This is a genomic window from Haloechinothrix halophila YIM 93223 (genome assembly GCF_000504245.1).
GTDB lineage: Bacteria > Actinomycetota > Actinomycetes > Mycobacteriales > Pseudonocardiaceae > Haloechinothrix_A > Haloechinothrix_A halophila.
In genome coordinates, this window is sequence record NZ_KI632509.1 from 4,080,447 (window position 1) to 4,103,917 (window position 23,471).

Here is a 23,471-nt window from a genome sequence, read left to right on the forward strand (position 1 = left end):
GCCGCGCTCACGAGTCCCTGCGAAGCCCCAGTCATGCCGGTTAACCCATCCGGCGGCTGCGCCCGCCGGTGAATCGGCGCAGCCGCCTGCGCCCACATATACGAACAATATTCACTTTCTCCGATGCGCCCCGTACGGTGATGTCGATCACAGAACCGGCGTTTCGTCGGTTGTCCACCCACCACGAGGGGGCGTCATGATCACCTCACCCTGCTACCACCCACTGAGACGCGCGAGCGTGCTCGTGCTCGGCGTGCTCGTCCTGGTCGCGGCGTTGTTCCTAGGCTCGCCGCCGTCTGCGGCGGCCGCCGCACCGGCGAGCCAGACCATCAAGCCGCTGCCACCGGAACTGGAGAAGATCCGCAAGGAACGCGCCATCGATCGGTACGGCGACCCGCAGATCCGACCGCTGGCCGAGCGCGACACCGCCGTCGTCAGCATGGGCGACAGCGAGATCTCCGGCGAAGGGCAAGGCCCGTACGAGACCGGCACCAACGGCGACGACGACGGAGACGGCGACGAGAACTGGTGCCACCGCGCCAAGCACGCCGCCATCCACCGCACCGGCATACCCGTCGACGTCACTCGCAACCTTGCCTGTTCCGGCGCGGCCACCAAACACCTCATCGAGGGCAGCGGCGCGCAGCAGTGGGACGAGCTGAACCAGGGCGACAACCTGGCGATCACCGCCCGTAACCTCAACGTCGAACTCGTCTGGATCGTGGCGAGCGCCAACGACTCCGGCGGCATCGAGTTCGGCCCCGTCGTCACCGACTGCACGATCCGGCGCATCCTGTTCCTCGGCAACTGCTGGCCGGACTACACCGACACCGTCCAGGCGCGCGTGACGGTATCCGGCGACAACCTGGCCACGGCTGTCACCAGCGTGAAGCAGACCATGACCGACGCCGGGTACGCCTCGAACGACTACCAGCTGGTCGTGATGAGCTACCCGGGTCCCGCGAGTCCCGACGTCGAGGACAACCCGGACTTCCCCGGCTGGTACCGAGGCGGCTGCCTGCTCTATCTCAAGGACATGGCGCTCGGCCGCAACAAGGTCGTCCCGCTGTTCGAGCGGGCCATCCGCGACGCCGCCGAGCAGACCGGAGTGCGCTACCTCGATGCCAGCAGGCTGTTCCACGGCCATGAGCCGTGCACCCAACGCACCTGGGTGACCGGCGTGAAATCCAACGGCGGCGACCCCGCCGACAGCAACACGTACCGGCAGTCCTGGCACCCCAACGCGCGCGGCCACGGCGCGTTCGGCAAGTGCATGGGCGCGTTCTACTCCCAACCGGCGCTGCCGACAGCGACATGCGTCGACCCCGGAAGCACCAACGACGTCGCGCTCTACGGCGGGCAGCTCGAGTTCCGGCAGCTGCGCAACCTGGCGTCCGGGCTGTGTGTCGACTCGGAGGGTTACTCCACGCGCAACACCTATGACCTGTTGCAGTGGACCTGCCACGGCGGGCGCAACCAGGGCTGGTGGCTCGACCCGACGCGCGACACCCTGCACATCGAGCTGACGCACGACCGGTGCGCCGACGTCGAGGACAGTCTCGCGGCCGGGCACGAGCTGGTGGTCTACAACTGCCACGGCGGGCAGAACCAGACGTTCACGCTGGACGAGGGCCTGATCCGCTCGACAGCGAAGCCGGGACTGTGCGCCGCCGTCCCTGGCACGTCGAAGGGCGCCCGGTTGCGGATGGTGTCCTGCGATCGATCCGACTCGCGCCAGCTGTGGTGGGTTGAGCCCAAGACCGGTGACACCGGCTACGGCTACAAGGACTGGATGCCCAGCAGCGCCTACTGAGGGGTTGGTAGGTCGGTGTCGCGAAGGCGTCATCGGGATGCCCGGGTGTCACGGATGACGCCCTTCGCGACACCTCAGAACCACGGCACACCACATACGAAGGCGGGCGGAGAACGCCGTGTTCTCCGCCCGCCTTCGTATGCTCGTTACGCGGTCAGCTCTCGCGACCGCCCGTTGGCGCCTCGATCTCGGCCTGGCCGTCGCCGCTGGCCTCGTCGCCGCTGACGGCATGACCATTGCCAGCCTGAACCGCGTGCTGCGCGGCCTGTGCCCGCTCCAGCGCGGCGGTCTCCTCGGGCGGGTCCGGGGTCAGCAACGACCCAGGAACGGCCTTGCCCGCGGAGCCGAGCTCGTTCATCTTCTTCGGCACCGGAGCGCCCTGGTACTCCAGCGGAACCGGGTGGCCGTGCTCGTCGACCGGCCCCAGCGGCTGGTGCACCTCGATGAACTCACCGTGCGGCAGGCGCTTGATGATGCCGGTCTCGACACCGTGCTCAAGCACCTCACGGTCGGCTCGCTGCAAGCCGAGGCAGACTCGATAGGTGACGTAGTAGGCAAGCGGTGGCAACACCAGAATCCCGATGCGCCCGATCCAGGTCATCGCGTTCAGCGAGATGTCGAAGGTGTAGGCGAAGATGTCGTTGAACCCGGAGACCTCCAGCACCACCATGAACGCGATCGCCATGGCGCCGATACCGGTCCTGACCGGCACGTCACGCGGACGCTGCAGGAGGTTGTGGTGCGCGGTGTCCTTCGACAGCTTCCGTTCGATGAACGGATACGCGATCAACAGTCCGAACAGGACCGGCATCCCGACACCGCCCGCGAAGAACACCGGCGGAATCGTGTAGTCACCAAGATAGAGTTCCCACGCGGGCCAGATCCGCAGAATGCCGTCAGCCCATGCGAGGTACCAGTCCGGCCACACACCGGCCGAGACCTGCGACGCGTTGTACGGGCCGATGTTCCACACCGCGTTGATCTGGAAGACACCGGACATCAGCACGATCACACCGGTGACGGCGGCGAAGAACGCACCACCCTTGAGCGCGAACACCGGCATGATCCGCACGCCGACGACGTTGGTCTCCTTGCGCCGGACGCCGGGGAACTGGGTGTGCTTCTGGTACCAGACCAGGCCGAGGTGCACCGCGATCAGCGCGAGCATGATGCCCGGCACGATCAGGATGTGCAGCGTGTACAGCCTCGGGATGATTTCCGTTCCGGGGAACTCCCCGCCGAACAACGCCCAGTGCACCCAGGTGCCCATCACCGGCACCGAGAGCGTGATACCGGACAGTGTCGCTCGAACACCGGTACCGGAGAGCAGGTCGTCCGGCAGCGAGTAGCCGAAGAAGCCCTCGAACATACCCAGGATCAGCAGCAGCGCGCCGATGACCCAGTTGGCCTCACGCGGACGACGGAACGCACCGGTGAAGAACACCCGCAACAGGTGCGCCGCCATCGCGGCCACGAAGATCAGCGCGGCCCAGTGGTGGATCTGCCGGATGAACAGACCGCCCCTGACCTCGAAGGAGATGTCGAGCGTGCTCGCCATGGCCCGCGACATCTCGACACCCTGCAGGTTGGTGTAGACACCGTCGTAGACGACCTCCTCCATGGAGGGATCGAAGAACAGCGTCAGGTACACGCCGGACAGCAGCAGGATGATGAAGCTGTAGAGCGCGACTTCACCGAGCAGGAACGACCAGTGCGTCGGGAAGACCTTGTTCATCTGGTGCCGCAGGCCCTTGGCGGCGTGGTAGCGCTTGTCGACCTCTTCCGCCTGCGCCGCAGCGATCTTCTGCGGCAGCGGGTCGCCCTTGGTGGGCGTCGTCAGCTCACTCATGACTTGCGCTCCCAGAATCCCGGACCGATCGGCTCGATGAAGTCGTGCTTGGCCACCAGGTATCCCGTCTCGGGATCCAACGTGATGGGCAGCTGCGCCAGCGCCCTCGTCGCCGGACCGAACACCGGCTTCGCATACTGCAGCGCGTCGAACTGCGACTGGTGGCACGGGCAGAGGATCCGGTTCGTCCGCTGCTCGTACAGCGAGGTCGGACACCCGACATGGCTGCAGATCTTGGTGTAGGCGTAGAAGTCGCCGTAGTTGAAGTCCTCCTGGCCCTCGCGCTTGACGACCTTCTCGGCGTCCTGCGGGCGGAGTCGAATCAACATGACTGGATTGTCCGACCGCTTCAGCGCCACGGACAAGGCGTGCTCATCGCCACGCTCGCTCTCCTTGAACGGAAAGACGGTTTCCATCGAGCCCGCGTCGAGATCCTCCGGCCGGACGAGCACGACCTCGTGCGGCGTGCCGGTGTAGCGGCGCAGGAACACCTTCTGGCCAGGCTCCTCCGGCTGCCAGCCGGTGTGGTACAGCCCTTCCTTGCTGCCGGAGTTCTTGTGCGGGTTCTTGATTAACCCGACCAGCGGCAGCAGCGCGGCACCGAGGCCGAGCATGCCGACACCGAAGCCAGCGCCACGCTTGATCGCCGAGCGGCGCGCGACGGTGCTGCGGTTGCCCGCGTCGGCCAGGTGCGCCGCGAACGTCTGCCGGTGCACCTCGTCCGAGCCCGCACCCATGTTGTCGTCACGCTGCTGGACGGCGACCTCGTGCGGGATGAACTTCTTGGTGTACTGCAGGATCCCGATCGCGAACGCCAAGATCGAGACGCCCATCGTGACACCCAGCACCGGGGTGTACAGGCTGTACCAGAAGTGCTCGGAGCTTTCCGTCGCCGGCGCGTACTCCCAGGGCCACCAGATCATCGCGACCAGGAACGCCAGACCGGACACGCCCGCGAGCGTGAACCACAGCGCGATCCCGCGCTCGGCGCGCTTCTCAGCGCGGGTTCCCTTGACTGGCCACGGGTCCGGGTACTCGGCGAGCTCGACACCGTCGAGCTTGCCGCCGAGCGCGACCAGCTGGTCGCGGTCCATCTCGGCGAGCTCGGCTTCGGTGGGAAGCTGCTGCTCGTTACCGCTACTCATGACCTGCCCTCGATCCAATCCACAGCGTCGCACCGACGATGGCGCCGATGCCGACGATCCACGCGATGACACCTTCCGATGCGGGGCCCCAACCGCCGAGCGAAGCGCCGCCCGGGTTGTTGTCATCGGCGACCGAATTCACGTACGCGATGATGTCCTTCTTTTCCTCCGGGCTGAGCTGCCGGTCGGAGAACTTCGGCATGTTCTGCGGCCCGGACAGCATCGCGGTGTAGAGCTGTTCTTCGTTGGCGGGCGCCAACGGGGGCGCGAACTTACCTGACGAGAGCGCTCCGCCCTTGCCGGTGAAGTTGTGGCAGGAGGCGCAGTTCAGCCGGAACAGCTCCGAACCACGGGCCGGGTTGTCGCCGACCAGCGCCTCGCCGGACTCCGATGGCCGCTCGGTGCCGCCACCGTGCGCCTGGATGTACGCGCCGAGCGCGTCGATCTCCTCCGGCGTCAGCTTGACCGGCTTGCGGGTAGCCTGCGCCTCCTGGCGCACCATCGGCATGCGGCCGGTCGACGTCTGGAAGTACACCGCGGCTTCGCCGACGCCGATGAGGCTCGGACCACGGCCCTCGACGCCATCGAGGTTCGCCCCGTGACACGTGATGCACGTGTTGTTGTAGACCTTGGCGCCCTCCCGCAGCAGCGCGGAGTCACCCTGCGCCTGTGCGGTCTGGGGCTCCGGCACGAACAGGGCGTAGAGGCCACCAGCGGCCATCAGTGCGATACCGAGCGCGAGCAGACCGGCGATGCGGCGCCTGGCCTTGCTGCCGGAGCGAACTCGGAACTTCCTAGGGGTCATGTCTGCGGCAACCTTGCTGTCAGTTCGAGGGTGTCACGCTGTCTGGTCTTCAGTGGCGGTCACGGCACGATGTAGATCACCGCGAACAGCCCGATCCAGACGATGTCGACGAAGTGCCAGTAGTAGGAGACCACGATGGCCGATGTCGCCTGGGCCGGTGTGAACTTACTCATCCTGGTGCGCATGAGCAGGTACACGAACGCGATCAGTCCGCCGATGACGTGCAGCCCGTGGAAGCCTGTCGTCATGTAGAAGACGGTGCCGAACGGCCCGGACGGGATCGTGACGCCCTCGTTGACCAGCTGGACGTATTCGTATCCCTGGCCTCCGACGAAGACGGCACCCATGATCAACGTGAGCATGTACCACCGGCGCAGCCCGAACACGTCACCACGCTCAGCGGCGAACACGCCGAGCTGGCACGTGAACGACGACGCCACCAGGATGATCGTGAAGGGCAATGCGTAGGGAATGTCCAGATGGATCGGTTCCCCGGTCGCATCGTTGATCGGTGGCCAGACTCCGTCGTCGTTCTGCGCCTTGACGGTGAAGAACATCGCGAAGAGTCCAGCGAAGAACATCAGTTCACTGGACAGCCAAACGATCGTGCCGACGCTGACCATGTTGGGGCGGTTCAGCGAGTGCACGCGCTGGCTGATCGTGGGCGCTGCCGTAGTCACGTCTGGCATTATGGCTTCTCACCTCCCGCGCCGCGCTCCCGGGTAGGACCATAGGTGATCAACTGTGCGGTAACGCTGGCCCTTACCTCGGCAAACCTGACTCCAGATAGAGTCAGCGGCGGCAGTCAACGACACCCTGACTGGGGAATGAAGACGGAGGGCCAACCCGCCATGAGCAGCGAGCCGTTGAAAATCCTGGTGCTCAGCCACCGTGCCGACGTCCGTGAGGCAATCATCACAGCGATCGGCCGCAGGCCCGCCGCGGACATCGGCCGGGTGAGCTACATCGAGGCCACGACAGTGGCCGATGTGCTCGCTGAGATGGACTCCGGCACCGTTGACCTGGCGATTTTCGACGGCGAGGCGCAGCCGACCGGCGGCATGGGGCTGGCGCGGCAGCTGAAGAACGAGCTGAGCGAGTGCCCGCCCATCGTCGTCTCGGTGCGGCGCGCCGACGACAAGTGGCTCGCCACCTGGTCACAGGCCGACGCGGTGCTGGTGCACCCGCTCGACCCGATCGCCGCCGCCGAGACCGTGGCCGACGTGCTCCGTAACCGGCTGCCGACCACGACATCCCAGTAGGAGGACTCGTGAGCTCCCACACCTGGCCCGCGCTGCTGGACCGGCTCATCGCAGGCACCGACCTCACAGCGGAGGACACCGCGTGGGCGATGGCGCAGATCATGGCGGGCGAGGCGACGCCGTCGCAGATCGCTGGTTTCGCTGTCGCCCTGCGAGCCAAGGGTGAGACACCGAGCGAGGTCATCGGCCTCGCCGACACCATGCTCGCCCACGCGTACCGGGTCGAGGTGCCCCGCACGGCGGTGGACATCGTTGGCACCGGTGGCGACCGCTCCGGGTCGGTGAACGTCTCCACCATGAGCGCGATCGTCACGGCGGCGGCCGGGGTACCGGTCGTCAAGCACGGCAACCGGGCGGCATCGTCCAGTTGTGGCGCGGCCGACGTCCTCGAGGCGTTGGGGATCGTGGTGAACCTCTCACCCGATGCGGTGCGTGACTGCGTCGCCGAGGTCGGAATTGGGTTCTGTTTCGCACCGACGTTCCACCCCGCGCTCCGGCACGCAGGGCCCACCCGCAAGGAACTCGGCGTCCCGACAACGTTCAACCTGCTCGGGCCGTTGACCAACCCGGCGCAACCGAGCACGGGACTCGTCGGCTGCGCCTACGCGGACAAGCTCGAGGTACTGGCGCGGGTGTTCGCAGGTCGTGGCGCGAGTGTGCTGGTCGTCCGGGGCGACGACGGACTCGACGAATTGACAACGACTACGACCAGCACGGTCTGGCGGGTCAGCGATGGTGACGTCCAGCGCACCTCGGTCGATCCGGAGGCGTTCGGCATCCCTCGCGCGTCGATAGCCGATCTGAAGGGCGGCTCGGCCGAGATGAACGCCACGGTGGTGCGGGACCTGGTGGCGGGCTCGCGCGGTCCCGTGCGCGACGCCGTCGTCCTCAACGCGGGCGCGGCGATCGCGTCCTACCGGGGCTTCTCGGCCTCGTTGGACGACGACTTGCGCGCGGGCATGGCGACCGCTGAAGAAGCGCTCGACTCCGGCAAGGCGGCCACGCTACTGGACAGTTGGGCGCGGGTATCCACGTCGCTGGCGGAGTAGCTCACGTCTCGTCGCAGCGCCGTGTCCCGCGTTCTGGACGCCGTGTCCCGCGCCCAACCCGTCGTGTCCCACGTTGCCGTTGGCGCCCCCTCGTGTGGATCTTGAGGCGTTCTGGTGATCCGGATCGCCACGATGCCTCAAGATCCGCCCGTTGCGGACGTCGCCACATCCTTCGCAGCGCTCAATCCGCGCGGGCGAACGTGCTGCGGTAGTGGCTCGGGCTGGTGCCACGCAGCCGGGCGAACTGGTGCCGCAGCGCTGCCGCTGAGCCGTAGCCGCAGGCCACGGCGATGTCGTCGACACCGAGTCCGGTGGTCTCCAACAGGTGCTGGGCGCGATCCAGCCTGCGCTCGGTAAGCCAGCGATGCGGTGTCGATCCGGTCGCCGCCGCGAAGCGTCGCAGGAACGTCCGCTCGCCGAGCCCGCTGCGCTGTGCGAGCTCCGTGACGGTAATCGGCTGGTCCAGCCTGCGCTCGATCCACTCGAGCACTTCAGCCACCACGGCGTCGTCGCTCACATCCGACGGCACGGGCGCGGCGACGAACTGCGCCTGCCCTCCGGTGCGGTGCGGCGCGGTGACCATGCGCCTGGCCAGCGCCGTCGCCGCGTCCACTCCCCGTGTCTTGCGGACGAGATGCAGGCACAGGTCGACGGCGGCGACGGTGCCCGCGCTGGTCAGCACGCCGTCGTCCTCGGCGTACAGCGCGCTCGGATCGACCTTCGCGCGCGGGAACGTCCGCCGGAACTGCTGTTCGTAGAACCAGTGGACGGTGCAGTGCCGGTCGTCGAGCAGGCCAGCGTAGCCGAGCGTGAACACCCCGGCGCAGAACCCGGCGACCAGGGCGTTCCGGTCGTGCGCGTCGGTCACGACGTCCAGCACCTCGGCGGGCGGCGGCTCGGACCGCGGCGCGCACGTGGGGATGATCACGAGATCGGCTTCGCGCGCCACGGACAGCGGTGCGAGCCCGCCCAAGGTGAACGACGACCAGCTCGCGACAGCCTCCCCACCCGGTGAGCAGACGGCGAACTCCCAGCCCTCGATGCCGTCGGCGGTGCGATCGGTGCCGAAGACCTCGCAGGCGACACCCAGCTCGAACGGCGAAACCTCACCCGCCACCACGACGGCCACCCGATTCACCGTGTCTGCCACCTGAATAGTGTCACATCTTTTATTGTCGATGTCATTTCTGACTCTCGCTGGGACGCGGCTGGCCGGGCAGGCTGATCGGCATGACAACGACTCACGCCACCAACTCCCCTGGCACGACACCGAAATCGTCCGCATCACGAACGTCGCGGACCCCACTGGTGCAGTGGACGGCCGCGATGGCGCTGTCCGGCACCATCGGCGCCGTCGTCGTCGAAAGCGGTGCCGACGCTCCCGCCGCGGCATTCGCGCGCTGCCTGGTCGGCGGTCTGCTGCTGATCGTGTGGAGTTCGGCGCGCGGCTGGCTGGTGCCGACGCTGCGTGGCCTGAGCACGCGCGAGCTCGGCATGATCGTGCTCGGCGGCGTGCTACTGGTGCTGAACTGGGTGCTGCTGTTCGCGTCCTACGCGCTGTCGTCGATCTCGGTGGGCACCGTCGTGTACCACACGCAGCCGTTGCTGCTGGTCGGATTGGCCGCGGTGCTGCTGGGCGAGCGCGTCACCCGCGGCCACCTGACGCGCGCGATGATCGCCTTTGGCGGCGTCGTGGCGATCTCGCTCGGCGCGGAAGGCGATGCCGGCCAGCCGGTGCGGCTGTCCGGCATCGCCTTGGCACTGGCCGCAGCGACGCTGTACGCGGGGGCGACGTTGATCGCCAAGCAGCTTTCGCACCTGCGTCCGCACGTGGTGGCCGCCGTGCAGCTGGCGACAGGGACGGTGTTGCTCGCACCCGCGCTGCTGTTCACGCCGCTGCCGGAGGACACGGCGGGACTCGGCTGGCTGCTGTTGCTGGGAACGGTGCACACCGCGGTCATGTACGTGCTGATGTACTCGAGCGTCGGACGGCTGCCAACCGGAACCGTCGCGGTGATCTCGTACCTGTACCCGGTGGTGGCGGTAATCGTGGACAGCCTCGCCTACGGGCACCGGGGCACGCTGATCGAAGGCGCGGGGATGCTGGCGATCCTGCTGGCCGCACTGGCGCCCCGGCGACGGGCGTGAGCGTGGCACACGGCGTCAGGAGCGAGGGACACGACGTCCGGGACGCGGGACACGGCGGCACTGGGGCCGCCGTCGCGTCACTCCGAGTGGCCAGCGGCTGGGCTGCCCCGGTGGTACTCGAACACCAAGCCACCGATGGTGATCAGCAGCAGGACGACGCCAATGACCAGCAGCCACACCTCGAAGTACGCCAGCGCGATACCGGTGATGGCGGCAGCGGCGGCGAGCGCGACCGGCCAGTAGCTGCCGGGACTGAAGAAGCCCAGCTCGCCAGCGCCGTCGCTGACCTCGGCGTCGTCGTGATCCTCGGGGCGCTGCTCGATACGGCGGGCGATGAACCGGAAGTAGCTGCCAGCGAGCAGAGCGAGGCCGCCGGTGAGGATCAGCGCGACCGTGCCGATCGGCTCAACGCCGTCACGGGTCATCAGGCCGGTCATCACGGCGTACACGATGGCGATGAAGAACGCGAAGATCGTGACGATCTCGAAAATCCTCGCTTCGACCTTCATCTGGCCGTCACCCTCTCGCCTCTCAGTGCTGCTGTCGCTGCTGTTGTTGCTGTTGGTTCAGTGCGGACGGTCACCGGGTCAGCCCACCGCCGACCCGGCCGTGCGGTCGGTCGCGAACGGACGGGTCGTGACCGCGAACGGCTGGCACAGCTCGCCGCAGTTCATCTCGTCCAGCGCCTCGGACGCGGTGTACGCCACCTGAGTGTCCGGGTTGACCTGCTTGCGCAGCCGGATGTACTCGTCGTACTTCTCTGGGGAGAGCGCCCTGACCTCGAAGTTCATCACCGAGTGGTAGGTGCCGCACAGCTCGGCGCAGCGGCCGACGAACGCGCCTTCCTTGTCGATGCTGGTGATCTGGAAGGTGCTGTCCTGGTTGTTCTTCTCCGGGCGCGGCATCACGTCGCGCTTGAACAACAGCTCAGGCACCCAGAACGAGTGGATGACGTCGGTGGCTTCCAGGTTGAACTGGATCCGCTTGTCGGTGGGCAGCACGAGCAGCGGAATCTCGGTGGAGCTGCCGACGGTGCTGACGGGCTCGCCCTCGGGCGTCTGCTCGTCGGGGTAGCGGAACTCCCAGTTCCACTGGAAGGCGATCACGTCGACGGTGACGTCGGGGTCCTCTTCCTCGGCGAGGACGCTGACCTCGGTCGTCGCGGTGAAGAAGAACAGCACGCAGACCATGATCGTGGGCAGTACAACTGCGAACAGCTCGAGCGGGACGTTGTACTGGAACTGCCGCGGCAGCTCGTCGTCGTCCTTCTTCTTGCGGTGGAAGGCGACCGACCAGAAGATCAAGCCCCACACCAGCACACCGACAGCCAGCGCCGCGAGCACCGTCCAGGTCCAGAGCTCACGCATCTGCTCAGCTTCCGGAGTAACCCCGACCGGCCAGCCGAACCGGAGCACCTCGTCGACCGAGCAGCCACTCACCGTGACGGCGACAGCCCCGGCCAGCGCGGCAATCTTGCCCGCCCTCGACCATCGTGATGCCGGGACATGCCTCTTCCGACCCACTGCGTCACGCCTCCTCGACATGGTTCACTCACGACGCTTTGTCGTCGAGCGGAGCCTATCCGAACTAACCCGCGTAAAGCGCGCCGGGGCGGCACGGCTCACGTTCGACAGCCGGGCATACTGGGGTCCCACCAGGAAGAATCGGCACGACTATGAGGTGTTGCAGCACGTGTGTGGCCTGCTCGGACTGATCTGCGCTAGCGAAGACGACGCCACGGCGGCACGGCCGGCCGTCAAGACCGCGTTGCACTGCCAGCGCCACAGAGGTCCCGACGAGAGCGACACCTGGGCCGATGCCGAGGTCGTCTTCGGCTTCAACCGGTTGGCCTTCATCGACGTCGAGCACTCGCACCAGCCGCTGACCTGGGGACCGCCCGAGTCGCCGCAGCGCTACACGCTGAACTTCAACGGCGAGATCTACAACTTCCGTGAGCTGCGGGAACGGCTCACCAGCGAGCACGGCGCGGTGTTCAACACCGAAGGCGATGGCGAGGCCATCCTGGCCGCGTACCACTACCTCGGTGAGGCGGCCGTCTCGGAACTGCGCGGCATGTTCGCGTTCCTGATCTGGGACGCCGAGCGCAAGGTCGTCTTCGGCGCGCGGGACCCGTTCGGCATCAAGCCGCTGTTCTACGCGGCTGGCACAAGGAACGGAGCCTCTGTCACCGCGTTCTCCAGCGAGAAGAAGAGCCTGCTCGAACTGGCAGCCACCCTCGGCACCGGCGACACGCTGGACAGAACCGCGCTGCAGCATTACCTCACGCTGCAGTACGTACCGGAGCCGGAAACGCTGCACGCCGACGTGCGCCGCCTCGAGTCGGGTTGCTCGTTCACCGCCGCTCCCGGCGGCGAGGTGAAGATCACGCGGTATTTCTTCCCGGAGTTCACCGCGCGGCAGGTGGCTGGCGAGGCGGAGTCGGCCGCCCTGCACAAGCGGATCACCGATGTGATGCGCGACTCGGTCGCCAAGCACATGATCGCCGACCCGGACATCACCGTCGGCGCGTTCCTGTCCGGCGGCATCGACTCAACGGCGACGTGCGCGCTGGCCAAGGAGCACAACCCCAACCTGATCGCGTTCACCACCGGTTTCGAGCGCCAGGGCTACTCCGAGGTCGACGTCGCGGCGGAGTCGGCAGCGGCGATCGGCGTCAAGCACGTCGTCCGCACGGTTTCGGCCGACGAGATGATGGAGGCACTGCCGCTGATCGTCTGGTACCTGGACGACCCGGTCGCCGACCCCGCACTGGTGCCGCTGTGGTTCATCGCGCGCGAGGCCCGCAAGCACGTGAAGGCTGTGCTGTCCGGGGAAGGTGCCGACGAGTTGTTCGGCGGCTACACCATCTACCGCGAGCCAATCTCGCTGCGCGCGTTCGAGAAGATGCCCGGTGCGCTGCGGCGCGCGCTCGGCACGGTGTCCACCAAGATCCCGGAGGGCACCCGAGGCAAGGACCTGCTGCGGCGCGGCGCGCTGCCGCTCGAGGAGCGTTACTACGGCAACGCCCGCATCTTCCGCGATGACCAGCTGCGCGGCGTGCTGCGGAGCTACATCGAAGGCGTCGGGCACGCCGACGTCACGGCTGGGCCGTACGAGATCTCGCGGGGCTGGGACCCGGTGGCACGGATGCAGCACGTCGACCTGTTCACCTGGCTGCGCGGCGACATCCTCGTCAAGGCCGACAAGATGACCATGGCGAACTCGCTCGAGCTGCGGGTGCCGTTCCTTGACCGCGAGGTGTTCCGGGTCGCCGCCGACATCCCGTTGAGCGAGAAGATCACCTCGGAGACGACGAAGCACGCGCTGCGCAAGGCGTTGTCCGAGATCGTGCCGCCGCACGTGCTGAACCGCCGCAAGCTCGGCTTCCCGGTGCCGATCCGGCACTGGCTTCGCGACGAGATGTACGACTGGGCGCGCGGCATCATCAACGACTCCCGCACCGAGCAGTTCCTGGACAAGCAGGCGGTGCTGCGGCTACTCGACGAGCACAAGTCGGGCACGCTGGACCACAGCCGCCGCATCTGGGCGCTGCTGATGTTCATGCTCTGGTACGGCATCTTCATCGAGGGCCGCATCAAGCCGGAGATTCCGGAACCGCAGTACCCTGTGCGGCTGTAGTCCCGCCGTGCGGCCTCGGGGCCAGGGCCTCCAGTGCGCCGTGTCCCCCGCTCCCGACACCGTGTCCCCCGCTCGCGACGTCGTGTCCCCCGTTCGGAACGTTGTGTCCCCTGCTCTCGACGTCGAGCCGTTCTGGAACCGAAGTTGATCAGCTTCCTGCGGCGTAGGACCACGAGACCCGGTCATTTCGGGCGCCAGATGGTGCTAGCCCGCAGGAAGTAGATCAACTCTCACCGCTGGGACGTCGCCAGCCGCCTTGCGGCTTGCATCATTCGCCGCAAATTGGTCTTACCCCTTGACCTCTTACCTATTCGCTGGCTACGGTCCTGGTCATGGCGCTACGACGTGTCGACCGCAGGTCAGTGACCGACGAAGTCTTCGACCAGCTCCTCGCCGACATGATCGACGGCGAACTCGCCGCCGGCGAACCGTTGCCGAGCGAACGCAGGCTCGCGGAGGTGCTCGGCGTATCGCGACCCGCGGTGCGTGAGGCGATCCAGCGGATGACGCACGCCGGATTGGTGCAGGTCAAACAAGGTGGCGGCACCGTCGTGAAGGACTACCGCCAGCACGCGGGGCTCGACCTACTGCCACGCCTGCTCTCGCCGTCCGGCCAGCCGGATCCGAAGGTGGTGCGCAGCATCCTGGAGGCCCGGCTGCACGTCGGGCCGAAAATCGCGATGCTGGCAGCCGAACGTGGCGGCGCGCGGCTGGCGGCACCGCTGGCCGAGGCGATCGAGGCGCTCGACGCGGCGGCTGGAGACGCCGTCGCACAGCAACAGCACGCGCTGACGTACTGGGATCACGTCGTCGACGGCGCCAACTCGATCGCGTTCCGCCTGATGTTCAACGGACTCCGGGCGGCATACGAACCCGCCATCGGCGCGCTGACCACCGCCATGGCCGCCGAGGTCACCCGCGTCGAGAACTACCGCACCCTCGCCGACGCCATCGTGGCAGGCGATGCCGACGCCGCACGCACGGCCGCGCTGGACCTGCTGAGCCCGGCGACAACCGCGATGATGACCGTCCTCGATCGACTGGAGGAGCTATGACCAGCGAGGCGAAAGGAGCCACGAACACGGACATCGACGCCCGCGCGAAGGAGCGGCTGCGCTCGGACGAAGCGGCCATGACCGGCTCCCGTCGGAAGTCGCTGCCGCTCAGCGGGGCGTGGCGCGAGTTCTGGCGGCACCCGTCGCCGTGGTTCATCGGCACCACGCTGGTCGGGGCTCTCGTCGTGCGGTTGTTCGTCGGCGACTGGCAGCTCACCGACGCGATCCTGCCGGTGATCATGGTCGCGGCGTTCCCGTTCGTCGAGTGGATCGTGCACGTCGTGGTGCTGCACTGGAAGCCACGCACGATCGGCAAGGTCACCCTTGACCCGCTGGTTTCGCGCAAGCACCGCGAGCACCACACCGACCCGCGCGACGTGCCGCTGGTGTTCATCCCCTGGCCGGTGCTGGCATGGCTGCTGCCCGCCAACACCGCGATCGCGCTGTTCGCCTTTTCCCGGCTCGGCCTCGGCCTCACGTTCCTGACCGCTCTCGCCGCGATCGGCCTCGTCTACGAGTGGACGCACTACCTGATCCACAGTGACTACCGGCCGCGCTCTCGGATCTACCGTGCGATCTGGCGCAACCATCGGCTGCACCACTACAAGAACGAGCACTACTGGTTCACCGTGACGACGTCTGGCACCGCCGACCGGGTGTTCGGGACGTATCCTAAGCCCGGCGACATCAGCACCTCCCCCACGGTGAAGGCCCTCCACGCCAAGGAAACCACCACCCGCTGACGCCGTGTCCGACACTCACGACGCCGTGTCCGACACTCACGACGTTGTATTCGGCACTCGGGACGCTGTAGGCGTGCCACCAGCCTCCCGGCAGGTCATTCACGACGTGCCGGGAGTCTGAGATGGATAGCCGGAAACCGACCTCCGAAATATCTTGACTTCAAGTCAACTTGAGGTTTGACGATGGAATCATGACTGATTCCACGACACCGACCGCCGTTGTCACCGGCGGCTCACGCGGCCTCGGCCTCGCCACCGTCACCGAACTGGTGCACTCCGGCTGGCACGTCATCACCGGCGCACGCGACATCGACCGTCTCATCACCGCGACCGAAACCCTTCCCCCTGCGGCCGTGACCACCGTGCCCGGCGATGTCGCCGACCCCGCGCATCGGAGCGCGCTCGCAGCGGCGGCAGCCGAGCACGGGAAGGGCGCGTCGCTGGTCGTCCACAACGCGAGCGAGCTTGGCCCGAGTCCGATGCCCTCGCTCGCCACCTATCCGATCGAGTCGCTGGAACGGGTGTACGACGTCAACGTTCTCGCTCCCCTTGCGCTCACCCAACTCCTCCTACCGCAGTTGCGCGCCAACGCGGGCCACGTCGTCGCCATTTCGTCGGACGCGGCGACCGAGCCATACCCCGGATGGGGCGGTTACGGTCCGTCGAAGGCCGCGCTGGATCACCTGACCGCGATCCTCGGCGCGGAACATCCCGAACTGCGGGTGTACTCGTTCGACCCGGGCGACATGAACACGGCGATGCACCAAGCGGCCTTCCCCGGCGAGGACATCAGCGACCGTCCGGATCCGGCCACGGTCGTGCCCGCACTGCTGCGGCTGCTCCGCTCCGACCTGCCGAGCGGCCGGTACCGCGGGGCGGATCTGACCGAAGCGGCGCTGGCATGACGGCGGTATCGCTCGCACCGACGACCCGTTTCACGCTCCCGCCCGATGCGGAAGCGACCGAACCACCGGAACACAGGGGTCTCGCCCGCGACGGCATCAGACTCCTGGTCGCCCGGCCATCGTCGATCGAGCACACCCGATTTCGCGATCTGACCGACTACATCGGACCGGGCGACGTCGTCGTGGTGAACACCTCGGCGACGCTGCCCGCCGCCATCGACGGCACCCGATCGGACGGCACACACGTTCCGGTGCACGTGTCCACCCAGCTTGACGACGGCGACTGGGTCGTGGAGCTGCGCAGATCGGACGGGCACGGTCCCGATCTGGGCGTCAACCCCGGCGACGTCGTCACCCTGCCGGGCGGGACGCGGCTACGCCTGGTGTGGCCGTACCCGGATCCGGACGCGCTGCGCTCGCGGCTCTGGCGTGCCACGGTCACGCCAGACATCGACGTGGTCGAGCACCTGACGCGGTTCGGCCGGCCGATCCAGTATGGCTATGTCGACCAGCGTTTCCCGCTCGCGGACTACCAGACCGTGTACGCGAACGAGCCGGGCAGCGCCGAGATGGCCAGCGCGGGCAGGCCGTTCACGGCGGAGCTCCTGGTGCGACTGCTGGCGGCGGGGGTGTCGGTGATGCCGATCGTGCTGCATACCGGGGTGTCGAGCCCTGAGCTGCACGAACCGCCCACACCGGAGCGGTTCGCCGTGCCCGCCGCGACCGCGGAACAGGTGACGGCGGCGCACGCGGCGGGACGTCAGGTCGTCGCCGTTGGCACCACGGTCACCCGGGCGTTGGAGACCGCGGCGACAGCGGACGGCATCGTGTCGGCGGCCGAGGGATGGACCGACCTCGTGCTCGGTCCGGATCGTCCCGCGCGCGTCGTCGACGGCCTGATCAGCGGGCTGCACCCGCCGGAAGCCAGTCACCTGCTGCTTCTCGAAGCCGTTGCCGGAGCGGAGCTGGTGGGATCCGCCTACAACGCGGCCGTGTCGCAGCGGTACCTGTGGCACGAGTTCGGGGACTCGATGTTGTTCCTCCCGTAGCGGCGGTCGAAATGAGGAACACAGCGTTCAGAACGAAAGACACAGCGTCGGGAGTGCAGGACACAGCGTCCAGAACGTCAGACACGACGTCACGAGTGCAAGACACAGCGTCCGGAACGTCGGACACGATGCACTGGGGCGGCTATCCCGGCAACGCCGCGCCGATGTCGTCCGCTGCGTCGTCGCCGTAGGCGCGGCGGATGCGACCGAGGGCATGGGCACGGTCGAACGTCCACTCCTGGGTGCCGATCGTCTCCAGGACGAGCACCGCGATGAGCGAGCCGAGCTGCGCCGCACGCTCCAGGCTGAGCCCGTGGCGCAGCCCGGCGAGAAACCCCGCGCGGAAGCCGTCGCCGACGCCGGTCGGGTCGTACTTCGTGGTCTCCGGGGCCGCCGGGACGTGCAGGAACGTGCCGTCGGCGCCGACGAGTTCGACGCCCTTCTCCCCCAGTGTCGTAATCCGCATGCCGACGCGGGAGAGCACCTCGTCCTCGCTCCAGCCGGTCTTGCGCAGCAGCAGGTCGAATTCGTAGTCGTTGCTGAACAGCAGGTCAGCGCCATCGATGAACGCCCGCACCTGCTCGCCGTCCATCCGGGCGAGCTGCTGTGACGGGTCGACGGCGAACGGGTACTCGCGCTGACGGCACTCCTCGGCGTGGCGCAGCATCGCGGCGGGGTCGTCCGGGCTGATCAGCACCAGCCCGAACACGCCGAGTGGTGCCAGTTCGATGTTGCGTGCCTCGGCCATCGCCCCGGCATAGAACGTGCCGATCTGGCAGTTGTCCTCGTCGGTGGTGCAGACGAACCGCGCGGTGTGGGCGACCTCGGAAACATGCACGCCGGTGGTGTCGACACCGTTGCGGCGCAGCCACGCGCCGTAGTCCGCGAAGTCATCCCCGACCGCGCCGATCAGCATTGGTTCCGCGCCGAGCACACCGAGGCCGAACGCGATATTGCCGCCGATGCCACCCCTGCGGACGACGAGATCGTCAGCGAGGAACGACAACGACAACCGATGCAGCTGCTCCGCCATGAGCTGCTCCGCGAACCGGCCGGGAAAGTGCATCAGATGGTCGGTGGCGATACTGCCGCACACCGCGAGCCTGGCACCGGTGATGTCGAACTGTCGCGGCATAGCGAACTCCCGCCGTAGTAACTGTTCGGTAACCCCCCGATGGGGTTGTACCGGGCTCACCTGGGGAAACTACCCAGTGGTAAGGCTACCGAGGAACGCGCGTGCCGCCTACCGTCGATGTCGTGAGCACCGTCAAAGAACCCGAAACCTGGCAGCAGCTCATCGCTGACTGCGCCGACATCCCTCGCACGCTGAACCCGCACCCGGCAGTCATCCTGCCGCGTGCCGCACCGCAGTGGGAGGTCGACGAGAAGTGTGAGGCCCAGGTCGCCGACCTGGACGAGTACGTCTGAGGGCTCATTGAGCCGAGGGACCACCAAAATGACGTCGGGGCCGCGAGCCAGTTTGGCTCGCGGCCCCGACGTCATTCGTCAGATCAGTTGAAGGAGTCCCCGCACGCGCAGGAGCCGCCAGCGTTCGGGTTCTCGATGGTGAAGCCCTGCTTCTCGATCGAGTCGACGAAGTCGATGACGGCGTTGTCCACGTAGGGGGCACTCATCCGGTCAACGGCCACCTGCAGGCCGTCGAAGTCGCGGAACAGGTCGCCGTCCAGCGTGCGCTCATCGAAGAACAGCTGGTAGCGCAGGCCGGCACAGCCACCAGGCTGCACGGCGATGCGCAGGTGCATGTCGTCCCGGCCCTCCTGCTCGAGCAGGGCCTTGGCCTTGGCGGCTGCGGTGTCGGTCAGCACGACACCGTGCGTCTCCGCTCCAGTCTCGGTCTGCGCGCCGCTCTGCTCAGCAGTCGTCATGGCTCTCCCATCGAGGTTCGCGCGTATCCTGTCTGCCACACGTCCAACGCTGTGGCCGCGCGGTCTGTTCCACGCAATCGCTTCCTTCCCATGGTGACATACGACGCGCTGGCAGGAACAACTCTGTGACATATCGTGCCCGGCGACCTCATGCACCCTTGACACCATCGGTGCAATACGCTGATGTCGTGAGGTTTTTGCGTCGAAACAGCAGCTCATCGAACGAAGGCGCCGACGACACCGAGGACGTCGCCCTCGACCCCGACGCCACCGACGGCGAGACGTCGGCCGCGACCCGGTCCCACACGCCGAAAAAGGGACGTCCGACCCCGAGCAGGCGAGACGCCGAGGGCCGGCGGCGCGGCCCAGTCGCGCCGCCGCCGAAGACGACCCGCGAGGCGATCAAACGCAGCCGTCAGCAGCGCAAGACCAACCCGGTCAGCAAGGATGAGCGCAAGGCGCAGATGCGGGAGCGTCGCGAGCGCATGATGGCCGGTGACGAGCGGTATCTGCTGCCGCGCGACCGCGGCCCGGTCAAGGCGTTCGTGCGGGACTGCGTCGACGCGCGGCACAACCTGCTCGGGATGTTCATGCCGCTGGCGATCGTCGTGTTCGTCTCGTTGCTCATCCCGAGCCTGGTAGTGCAGCGGTGGGCAACCCTGTTGACCATGGCGATGCTGGCAGCGATGGCGATCGAGGGTGTCGTCAACGGCAGGCGCATCACACGGCTGGCCAGGGAGAATTTCCCGAAGGAGACCATCAAGGGCCGCTCCATCGGCTGGTACGCCTTCATCCGGGCGAGCCAGATCCGCAGGCTGCGCGTGCCGAAGCCGAGGGTGAAGCCGGGCGACCCGGTCAAGGTCTCATGAGCTCCTCCGGCGAGGACACACTCCGCTTCGCCGAGGTCAGCCCGCCGGACGGCAGTGCCCGCGCCGCGACACTGTGCCTCGCTGGCGCCGATAACACGGTGGCCTCGCCCGCTGGCCCACTCGGGCTCGGCGTGCTCACCACAGCCGCCGCATGGCTCGCCGGGTGCCAGGGCCAGTGCCCGCCCCGCCTGCCCTCGCGCACTCGCGTCGTCGTCTTCGCCGCCGATCACGGCATCGCCGCACGCGGTGTGTCCGCCCACGCGACCGGTACGACACGGAAGATGGTCACCGCGCTGACGTCGGGATCCGGCCCGCTGGCCACGGCCGCGGACGCGGTGGGCGCCGGGGTGCGGGTTGTCGACATCGGCCTCACCGACGGCGACGGCGAGCACGCGCTCGGGCACGGCAGCGAGCCCATCGACGTCGCCGACGCGCTGACCGAGGCGGACACGCTCGCGGCGGTACGCGCGGGAATCACCGTGGCCGACGCGGAGATCGACTCCGGCACGGACCTGCTGATCGCGGGCAGTCTCGGTGTCGGTGGTACCACCGCCGCCGCCGCTGTCATCGCCGCGTTGACCGGCACCGAACCGGTCGCCGTCGTCGGTCGCGGCTCCGGCGTCGACGATCACGGCTGGGCCGCCAAGACCGCCGCCATCCGCGACGCGCTGCGCCGCGCGAAACCCCACCTCGCCGACCCGCTCGCGCTGCTGCGCACAGCGGGTGGCGCGGACATCGCCGCGTTGACCGGATTCCTGGCGCACGCCGCCGCCAGACGAACGCCAATCGTGCTCGGCGGGCTGCCGGTGTGCGCCGCCGCGATGCTGGCCGAGGAACTGGCGCCCGGCACCCGCGAGTGGCTGCTCGCGGCGAGCACCAGCACCGAACCCGCGCACGACCTGGCGCTGGAACACCTCAACCGCGCACCACTACTGGACCTGCGGCTCGGTGGGGACGCCGACGCGGGCGTCGTCGCCACGGTGTCGCTGCTGACGACGACAGTGGGCGCCCTCGCCGACTGATCCCGGCGAGGGCGCCCACGGTTCAGGAGAGCGGGTACTGCCAGCCGTGCGGGTCCTCGCGCCTGCCGGTCTGGATGCCCATGAGCTCCTCGCGCAGCCGCATGGTCAGCTCGCCCGGCTCGCCGCCTGCGATGCTGAACTCGCCACCGGCGTGCTTGACGTGGCCCACCGGGGTGATCACGGCGGCGGTACCGCAGGCGAACACTTCGGTCAGTTCGCCGGACACGGCGGTCTTCTCCCACTCCTCTGCCGAGAACTTGCGCTCTTCGACCTCGTAGCCGAAGTCCCGAGCCAGCGTGATCACCGAGTCGCGGGTGACGCCAGGTAGCAGCGTGCCGGTGAGCTCGGGCGTGACGACCCGCGCGTCTTCGCCTGAGCCGAGCACGAAGAACAAGTTCATGCCGCCGAGCTCTTCGACCCACTCGTGGTTGGCCGCGTCGAGATAGACCACCTGGTCGCAGCCCTCCTCGACCGCCTTGGCCTGCGGCAGGAACGACGCGGCATAGTTACCGGCGCACTTGGCGTACCCGGTGCCGCCAGGCGCGGCCCTGCTGTACTCCGTCGACATCCACAGCTTCACCGGCTTCGGGCCACTGGCGAAGTACGACCCTGCTGGCGAGGCGAACAGCGTGTACTGGTAAGAGGTCGCCGGCCGATTCACGCCGAGGCCGATCTCGGTGGAGATGGTGAACGGCCGCAGATACAGCGACGCTCCTTCCGCGTCCGGCACCCACCGGCCGTCGACCGCGATCAGCTCCCGCAGCGAGGCCAGGAACAGTTCCTCTGGCAGTTCGGCGATCGCCAACCTGCGCGCCGATGTCCGGAAGCGGGCGGCGTTCATGTCGGGCCGGAAGGCCGCGATTGAGCCGTCCGGCTGCCGGTACGCCTTGAGTCCTTCGAAGATGGCCTGGCCGTAGTGCAACACGGATGTCGCGGGGTCGAGGGTGAACGGGGCGTAGGGCTTGACGGCGGCGTCGTGCCAGCCCTGCTCGGCACTCCAGCTGATGGTCACCATGTGGTCGGTGAATTGTGTGCCGAACCCCGGATTCGCCAATACCTCCGCAACGCGCTCCGGGGTCGCCGGGGACGGGCTGGGAGTGTGGGTAAATGGCATGGTGTTCGTCATGGGGGAACAGTATCGCTTGACGCGCGCGCACGGCACCGTCGGTTCCGTAAAAAGAATCCGGTCAGCATGTCACCGATCGTCAGTGTGGACGCGACGGCGAGCGCCGTTGGCGGTCCGAGCAGGGTCGCGGCAGCGGCGAGCGCGTACCCGGTGACGACGATGGTGGCGCGGCGTCCGGTTGCCGCGCGGGCGGCGGGTCCGGTGGCCGCCAGTTCCCGCCGCGCCGAGGCAAGCACCGCGAGCAGGGCTGGCACCGTCGCCAGCACCACGACGGTGTTGAACAGCGTGGTCAGCGCGGTGGCGTCGGCGGCGGCGAGCGCGTCCCGCAGCGAGGTGTTCGCCAGGCCGAGCCGCACCGGGCCAAGCTGGTAGAGCGCGGCGATCGACACCGCGATGGCGAGCGTGGTGCCCACGGCGAGCCGGACGAGCGCGCCCGCGCGGCTGCCGTGCGGCACGTCGTCCGCTGCGTCGAGCGGTCGCTGACGTGTGCCGTCGGGTGCCGCGCGCGGTTCCCGGCGCGCGCCGTCGATGCCGTCAACGCCGTCGAACAGTGCCACGAACAACACGGCGGTGAGCAGCACGCCGGGCAGCGCGGCCACCACCCCAGCCAGCGTGATCTGCTCACCACCGAGCCCACTCGCAGCGGTGTTCGCCGGAGCGGCGGGGGCGAGACCGAAGCACACCCCGACGAACACCATCGCCGCGGCGGCCAGCACCACGGCGAGCGCCCGCCGCAGGGTGTCCGGCACGTCCAGCCACCCGGCCACGACACCAGCGAGGACCACAAGTCCCGCCGCGGCCAGTTCCCGCTCCCCCGGCACCAGGTACGCCGCCGCCGTGCCCGCGATCATCGCGGCGAGGGCGAGTCGGGTCCCGGCGCGCAGGCCGCGACGAATGACACGTTCCCCGCCGTCAGCGCGGGGAAGACGTCGTTTTCCGCACGTGGCGACGATGCCACGATGCCGGGCGGCCCAGACGAATAGCGCGGCCAAGGCGATCCCCGCCGGAAAATACGGCCCCGCGACGGCGGCGCCAGCCGCGCAGGCGATGAGCAGACCAGCGCCGAGTATCACTACTGATCACCACCTGTTGTCGCCTCGTGACCA

At 68.0% G+C, this 23,471-nt stretch carries 23 protein-coding genes; 12 read left to right on the forward strand and 11 right to left on the reverse strand.

Annotation, left to right across the window (positions count from 1 at the left end):
* Positions 1-196: 196 nt before the first annotated feature.
* Positions 197-1,813 (forward strand): ricin-type beta-trefoil lectin domain protein, encoded by a 1,617-nt coding sequence (locus AMYHA_RS18625; RefSeq protein ID WP_084037364.1) that lies wholly within the window; start codon positions 197-199, stop codon positions 1,811-1,813.
* 154 nt (positions 1,814-1,967) lie between these two features.
* Here the strand turns inward: AMYHA_RS18625 and qcrB are convergent, their stop codons facing one another.
* From qcrB to ctaE, 4 genes are read right to left on the reverse strand one after another with little or no spacing between them, the layout of a single operon-like run.
* Positions 1,968-3,662, reverse strand: a complete 1,695-nt coding sequence (gene qcrB / locus AMYHA_RS18630) for a cytochrome bc1 complex cytochrome b subunit (protein WP_051400073.1) — start codon at positions 3,660-3,662, stop codon at positions 1,968-1,970.
* Positions 3,659-4,807, reverse strand: a complete 1,149-nt coding sequence (gene qcrA, locus AMYHA_RS18635; RefSeq protein WP_034273046.1) for a cytochrome bc1 complex Rieske iron-sulfur subunit — start codon at positions 4,805-4,807, stop codon at positions 3,659-3,661. The genes qcrB and qcrA overlap by 4 nt, the downstream gene beginning before the upstream one ends.
* Positions 4,800-5,612 carry a cytochrome bc1 complex diheme cytochrome c subunit gene (gene qcrC, locus AMYHA_RS18640; RefSeq protein WP_034273050.1) on the reverse strand — a complete coding sequence of 271 codons (813 nt, stop codon included), beginning with the start codon at positions 5,610-5,612 and terminating at the stop codon, positions 4,800-4,802. Before qcrC ends, qcrA begins: the two co-directional genes overlap by 8 nt.
* Before the next feature lie 59 nt (positions 5,613-5,671).
* The gene (ctaE, locus tag AMYHA_RS18645; RefSeq protein WP_034273054.1) at positions 5,672-6,301 is read right to left on the reverse strand and encodes an aa3-type cytochrome oxidase subunit III; all 630 of its coding nucleotides are present in this window, start codon (positions 6,299-6,301) and stop codon (positions 5,672-5,674) included.
* 162 nt (positions 6,302-6,463) lie between these two features.
* Here ctaE and AMYHA_RS18650 point away from each other — a divergent pair, with 162 nt between their 5' ends.
* Together AMYHA_RS18650 and trpD are read left to right on the forward strand one after the other, a co-directional pair.
* The gene (locus AMYHA_RS18650) at positions 6,464-6,874 is read left to right on the forward strand and encodes a hypothetical protein (RefSeq protein ID WP_034277885.1); all 411 of its coding nucleotides are present in this window, start codon (positions 6,464-6,466) and stop codon (positions 6,872-6,874) included.
* Positions 6,875-6,882: 8 nt separating this feature from the next.
* On the forward strand, positions 6,883-7,923 hold the full coding sequence (trpD, locus tag AMYHA_RS18655) for an anthranilate phosphoribosyltransferase (RefSeq protein ID WP_034273057.1): 1,041 nt from the start codon (positions 6,883-6,885) through the stop codon (positions 7,921-7,923).
* Between the two features lie 181 nt (positions 7,924-8,104).
* On the opposite strand, the gene AMYHA_RS18660 is transcribed toward trpD, so the two are convergent.
* A complete protein-coding gene (locus AMYHA_RS18660; protein WP_231104812.1) occupies positions 8,105-9,073 on the reverse strand; it encodes a GlxA family transcriptional regulator in 969 nt (322 codons plus the stop codon).
* A gap of 80 nt (positions 9,074-9,153) precedes the next feature.
* Here AMYHA_RS18660 and AMYHA_RS18665 point away from each other — a divergent pair, with 80 nt between their 5' ends.
* Complete coding sequence (locus AMYHA_RS18665; RefSeq protein WP_084037365.1) at positions 9,154-10,071, forward strand: DMT family transporter; 918 nt, start codon at positions 9,154-9,156, stop codon at positions 10,069-10,071.
* Positions 10,072-10,148: 77 nt separating this feature from the next.
* Here the strand turns inward: AMYHA_RS18665 and AMYHA_RS18670 are convergent, their stop codons facing one another.
* Complete coding sequence (locus AMYHA_RS18670; RefSeq protein WP_034273061.1) at positions 10,149-10,580, reverse strand: cytochrome c oxidase subunit 4; 432 nt, start codon at positions 10,578-10,580, stop codon at positions 10,149-10,151.
* Between the two features lie 78 nt (positions 10,581-10,658).
* Positions 10,659-11,615, reverse strand: a complete 957-nt coding sequence (gene ctaC, locus AMYHA_RS18675; protein ID WP_051400075.1) for an aa3-type cytochrome oxidase subunit II — start codon at positions 11,613-11,615, stop codon at positions 10,659-10,661.
* 148 nt (positions 11,616-11,763) lie between these two features.
* On the opposite strand from ctaC, the gene asnB reads away from it, so the two are divergent.
* The 5 genes from asnB to AMYHA_RS18700 all read left to right on the forward strand — a co-directional run bounded on the left by asnB (position 11,764) and on the right by AMYHA_RS18700 (position 17,462).
* Complete coding sequence (gene asnB / locus AMYHA_RS18680; protein WP_034277892.1) at positions 11,764-13,710, forward strand: asparagine synthase (glutamine-hydrolyzing); 1,947 nt, start codon at positions 11,764-11,766, stop codon at positions 13,708-13,710.
* A 332-nt stretch (positions 13,711-14,042) separates the two neighbouring features.
* On the forward strand, positions 14,043-14,765 hold the full coding sequence (locus AMYHA_RS18685; protein WP_034273065.1) for a FadR/GntR family transcriptional regulator: 723 nt from the start codon (positions 14,043-14,045) through the stop codon (positions 14,763-14,765).
* Positions 14,762-15,508, forward strand: coding sequence for a sterol desaturase family protein (locus AMYHA_RS18690; RefSeq protein ID WP_157362237.1), 747 nt, complete (start codon positions 14,762-14,764; stop codon positions 15,506-15,508). Before AMYHA_RS18685 ends, AMYHA_RS18690 begins: the two co-directional genes overlap by 4 nt.
* A gap of 191 nt (positions 15,509-15,699) precedes the next feature.
* Entirely contained in the window at positions 15,700-16,413 is a 714-nt protein-coding gene (locus AMYHA_RS18695; protein WP_157362240.1) for an SDR family NAD(P)-dependent oxidoreductase, read from the forward strand.
* Positions 16,410-17,462, forward strand: coding sequence for an S-adenosylmethionine:tRNA ribosyltransferase-isomerase (locus AMYHA_RS18700; protein ID WP_034273068.1), 1,053 nt, complete (start codon positions 16,410-16,412; stop codon positions 17,460-17,462). The genes AMYHA_RS18695 and AMYHA_RS18700 overlap by 4 nt, the downstream gene beginning before the upstream one ends.
* A 142-nt stretch (positions 17,463-17,604) precedes the next feature.
* On the opposite strand, the gene AMYHA_RS18705 is transcribed toward AMYHA_RS18700, so the two are convergent.
* Positions 17,605-18,597 (reverse strand): carbohydrate kinase family protein, encoded by a 993-nt coding sequence (locus tag AMYHA_RS18705; RefSeq protein WP_157362242.1) that lies wholly within the window; start codon positions 18,595-18,597, stop codon positions 17,605-17,607.
* A gap of 122 nt (positions 18,598-18,719) precedes the next feature.
* Here AMYHA_RS18705 and AMYHA_RS27455 point away from each other — a divergent pair, with 122 nt between their 5' ends.
* On the forward strand, positions 18,720-18,890 hold the full coding sequence (locus tag AMYHA_RS27455; RefSeq protein WP_169732957.1) for a hypothetical protein: 171 nt from the start codon (positions 18,720-18,722) through the stop codon (positions 18,888-18,890).
* A gap of 83 nt (positions 18,891-18,973) precedes the next feature.
* On the opposite strand, the gene AMYHA_RS18715 is transcribed toward AMYHA_RS27455, so the two are convergent.
* Positions 18,974-19,348, reverse strand: a complete 375-nt coding sequence (locus AMYHA_RS18715; RefSeq protein ID WP_034273072.1) for a HesB/IscA family protein — start codon at positions 19,346-19,348, stop codon at positions 18,974-18,976.
* A gap of 188 nt (positions 19,349-19,536) precedes the next feature.
* Between AMYHA_RS18715 and AMYHA_RS18720 the strand changes: the two genes are divergently transcribed.
* Together AMYHA_RS18720 and AMYHA_RS18725 are read left to right on the forward strand one after the other, a co-directional pair.
* Entirely contained in the window at positions 19,537-20,217 is a 681-nt protein-coding gene (locus tag AMYHA_RS18720; protein ID WP_034273074.1) for a DUF3043 domain-containing protein, read from the forward strand.
* A complete protein-coding gene (locus AMYHA_RS18725) occupies positions 20,214-21,239 on the forward strand; it encodes a nicotinate-nucleotide--dimethylbenzimidazole phosphoribosyltransferase (RefSeq protein WP_051400076.1) in 1,026 nt (341 codons plus the stop codon). Before AMYHA_RS18720 ends, AMYHA_RS18725 begins: the two co-directional genes overlap by 4 nt.
* Positions 21,240-21,261: 22 nt before the next feature.
* Here the strand turns inward: AMYHA_RS18725 and AMYHA_RS18730 are convergent, their stop codons facing one another.
* Together AMYHA_RS18730 and AMYHA_RS18735 are read right to left on the reverse strand one after the other, a co-directional pair.
* Complete coding sequence (locus AMYHA_RS18730) at positions 21,262-22,365, reverse strand: branched-chain amino acid aminotransferase (RefSeq protein WP_034273077.1); 1,104 nt, start codon at positions 22,363-22,365, stop codon at positions 21,262-21,264.
* Positions 22,362-23,438 (reverse strand): hypothetical protein, encoded by a 1,077-nt coding sequence (locus AMYHA_RS18735; RefSeq protein WP_034273081.1) that lies wholly within the window; start codon positions 23,436-23,438, stop codon positions 22,362-22,364. Before AMYHA_RS18735 ends, AMYHA_RS18730 begins: the two co-directional genes overlap by 4 nt.
* Positions 23,439-23,471 lie beyond the last annotated feature (33 nt).

Bases quoted from the DNA above. Each gene is read 5' to 3' on its own strand.
- AMYHA_RS18625 (WP_084037364.1), top strand. From the start codon at position 197: ATGATCACCTCACCCTGCTACCACCCACTGAGACGCGCGAGCGTGCTC.
- qcrB (WP_051400073.1), bottom strand. From the start codon at position 3,662: ATGAGTGAGCTGACGACGCCCACCAAGGGCGACCCGCTGCCGCAGAAG.
- qcrA (WP_034273046.1), bottom strand. From the start codon at position 4,807: ATGAGTAGCGGTAACGAGCAGCAGCTTCCCACCGAAGCCGAGCTCGCC.
- qcrC (WP_034273050.1), bottom strand. From the start codon at position 5,612: ATGACCCCTAGGAAGTTCCGAGTTCGCTCCGGCAGCAAGGCCAGGCGC.
- ctaE (WP_034273054.1), bottom strand. From the start codon at position 6,301: ATGCCAGACGTGACTACGGCAGCGCCCACGATCAGCCAGCGCGTGCAC.
- AMYHA_RS18650 (WP_034277885.1), top strand. From the start codon at position 6,464: ATGAGCAGCGAGCCGTTGAAAATCCTGGTGCTCAGCCACCGTGCCGAC.
- AMYHA_RS18665 (WP_084037365.1), top strand. From the start codon at position 9,154: ATGACAACGACTCACGCCACCAACTCCCCTGGCACGACACCGAAATCG.
- AMYHA_RS18670 (WP_034273061.1), bottom strand. From the start codon at position 10,580: ATGAAGGTCGAAGCGAGGATTTTCGAGATCGTCACGATCTTCGCGTTC.
- ctaC (WP_051400075.1), bottom strand. From the start codon at position 11,615: ATGTCGAGGAGGCGTGACGCAGTGGGTCGGAAGAGGCATGTCCCGGCA.
- AMYHA_RS18685 (WP_034273065.1), top strand. From the start codon at position 14,043: ATGGCGCTACGACGTGTCGACCGCAGGTCAGTGACCGACGAAGTCTTC.
- AMYHA_RS18690 (WP_157362237.1), top strand. From the start codon at position 14,762: ATGACCAGCGAGGCGAAAGGAGCCACGAACACGGACATCGACGCCCGC.
- AMYHA_RS18695 (WP_157362240.1), top strand. From the start codon at position 15,700: ATGACTGATTCCACGACACCGACCGCCGTTGTCACCGGCGGCTCACGC.
- AMYHA_RS18700 (WP_034273068.1), top strand. From the start codon at position 16,410: ATGACGGCGGTATCGCTCGCACCGACGACCCGTTTCACGCTCCCGCCC.
- AMYHA_RS18705 (WP_157362242.1), bottom strand. From the start codon at position 18,597: ATGCCGCGACAGTTCGACATCACCGGTGCCAGGCTCGCGGTGTGCGGC.
- AMYHA_RS18715 (WP_034273072.1), bottom strand. From the start codon at position 19,348: ATGACGACTGCTGAGCAGAGCGGCGCGCAGACCGAGACTGGAGCGGAG.
- AMYHA_RS18725 (WP_051400076.1), top strand. From the start codon at position 20,214: ATGAGCTCCTCCGGCGAGGACACACTCCGCTTCGCCGAGGTCAGCCCG.
- AMYHA_RS18730 (WP_034273077.1), bottom strand. From the start codon at position 22,365: ATGACGAACACCATGCCATTTACCCACACTCCCAGCCCGTCCCCGGCG.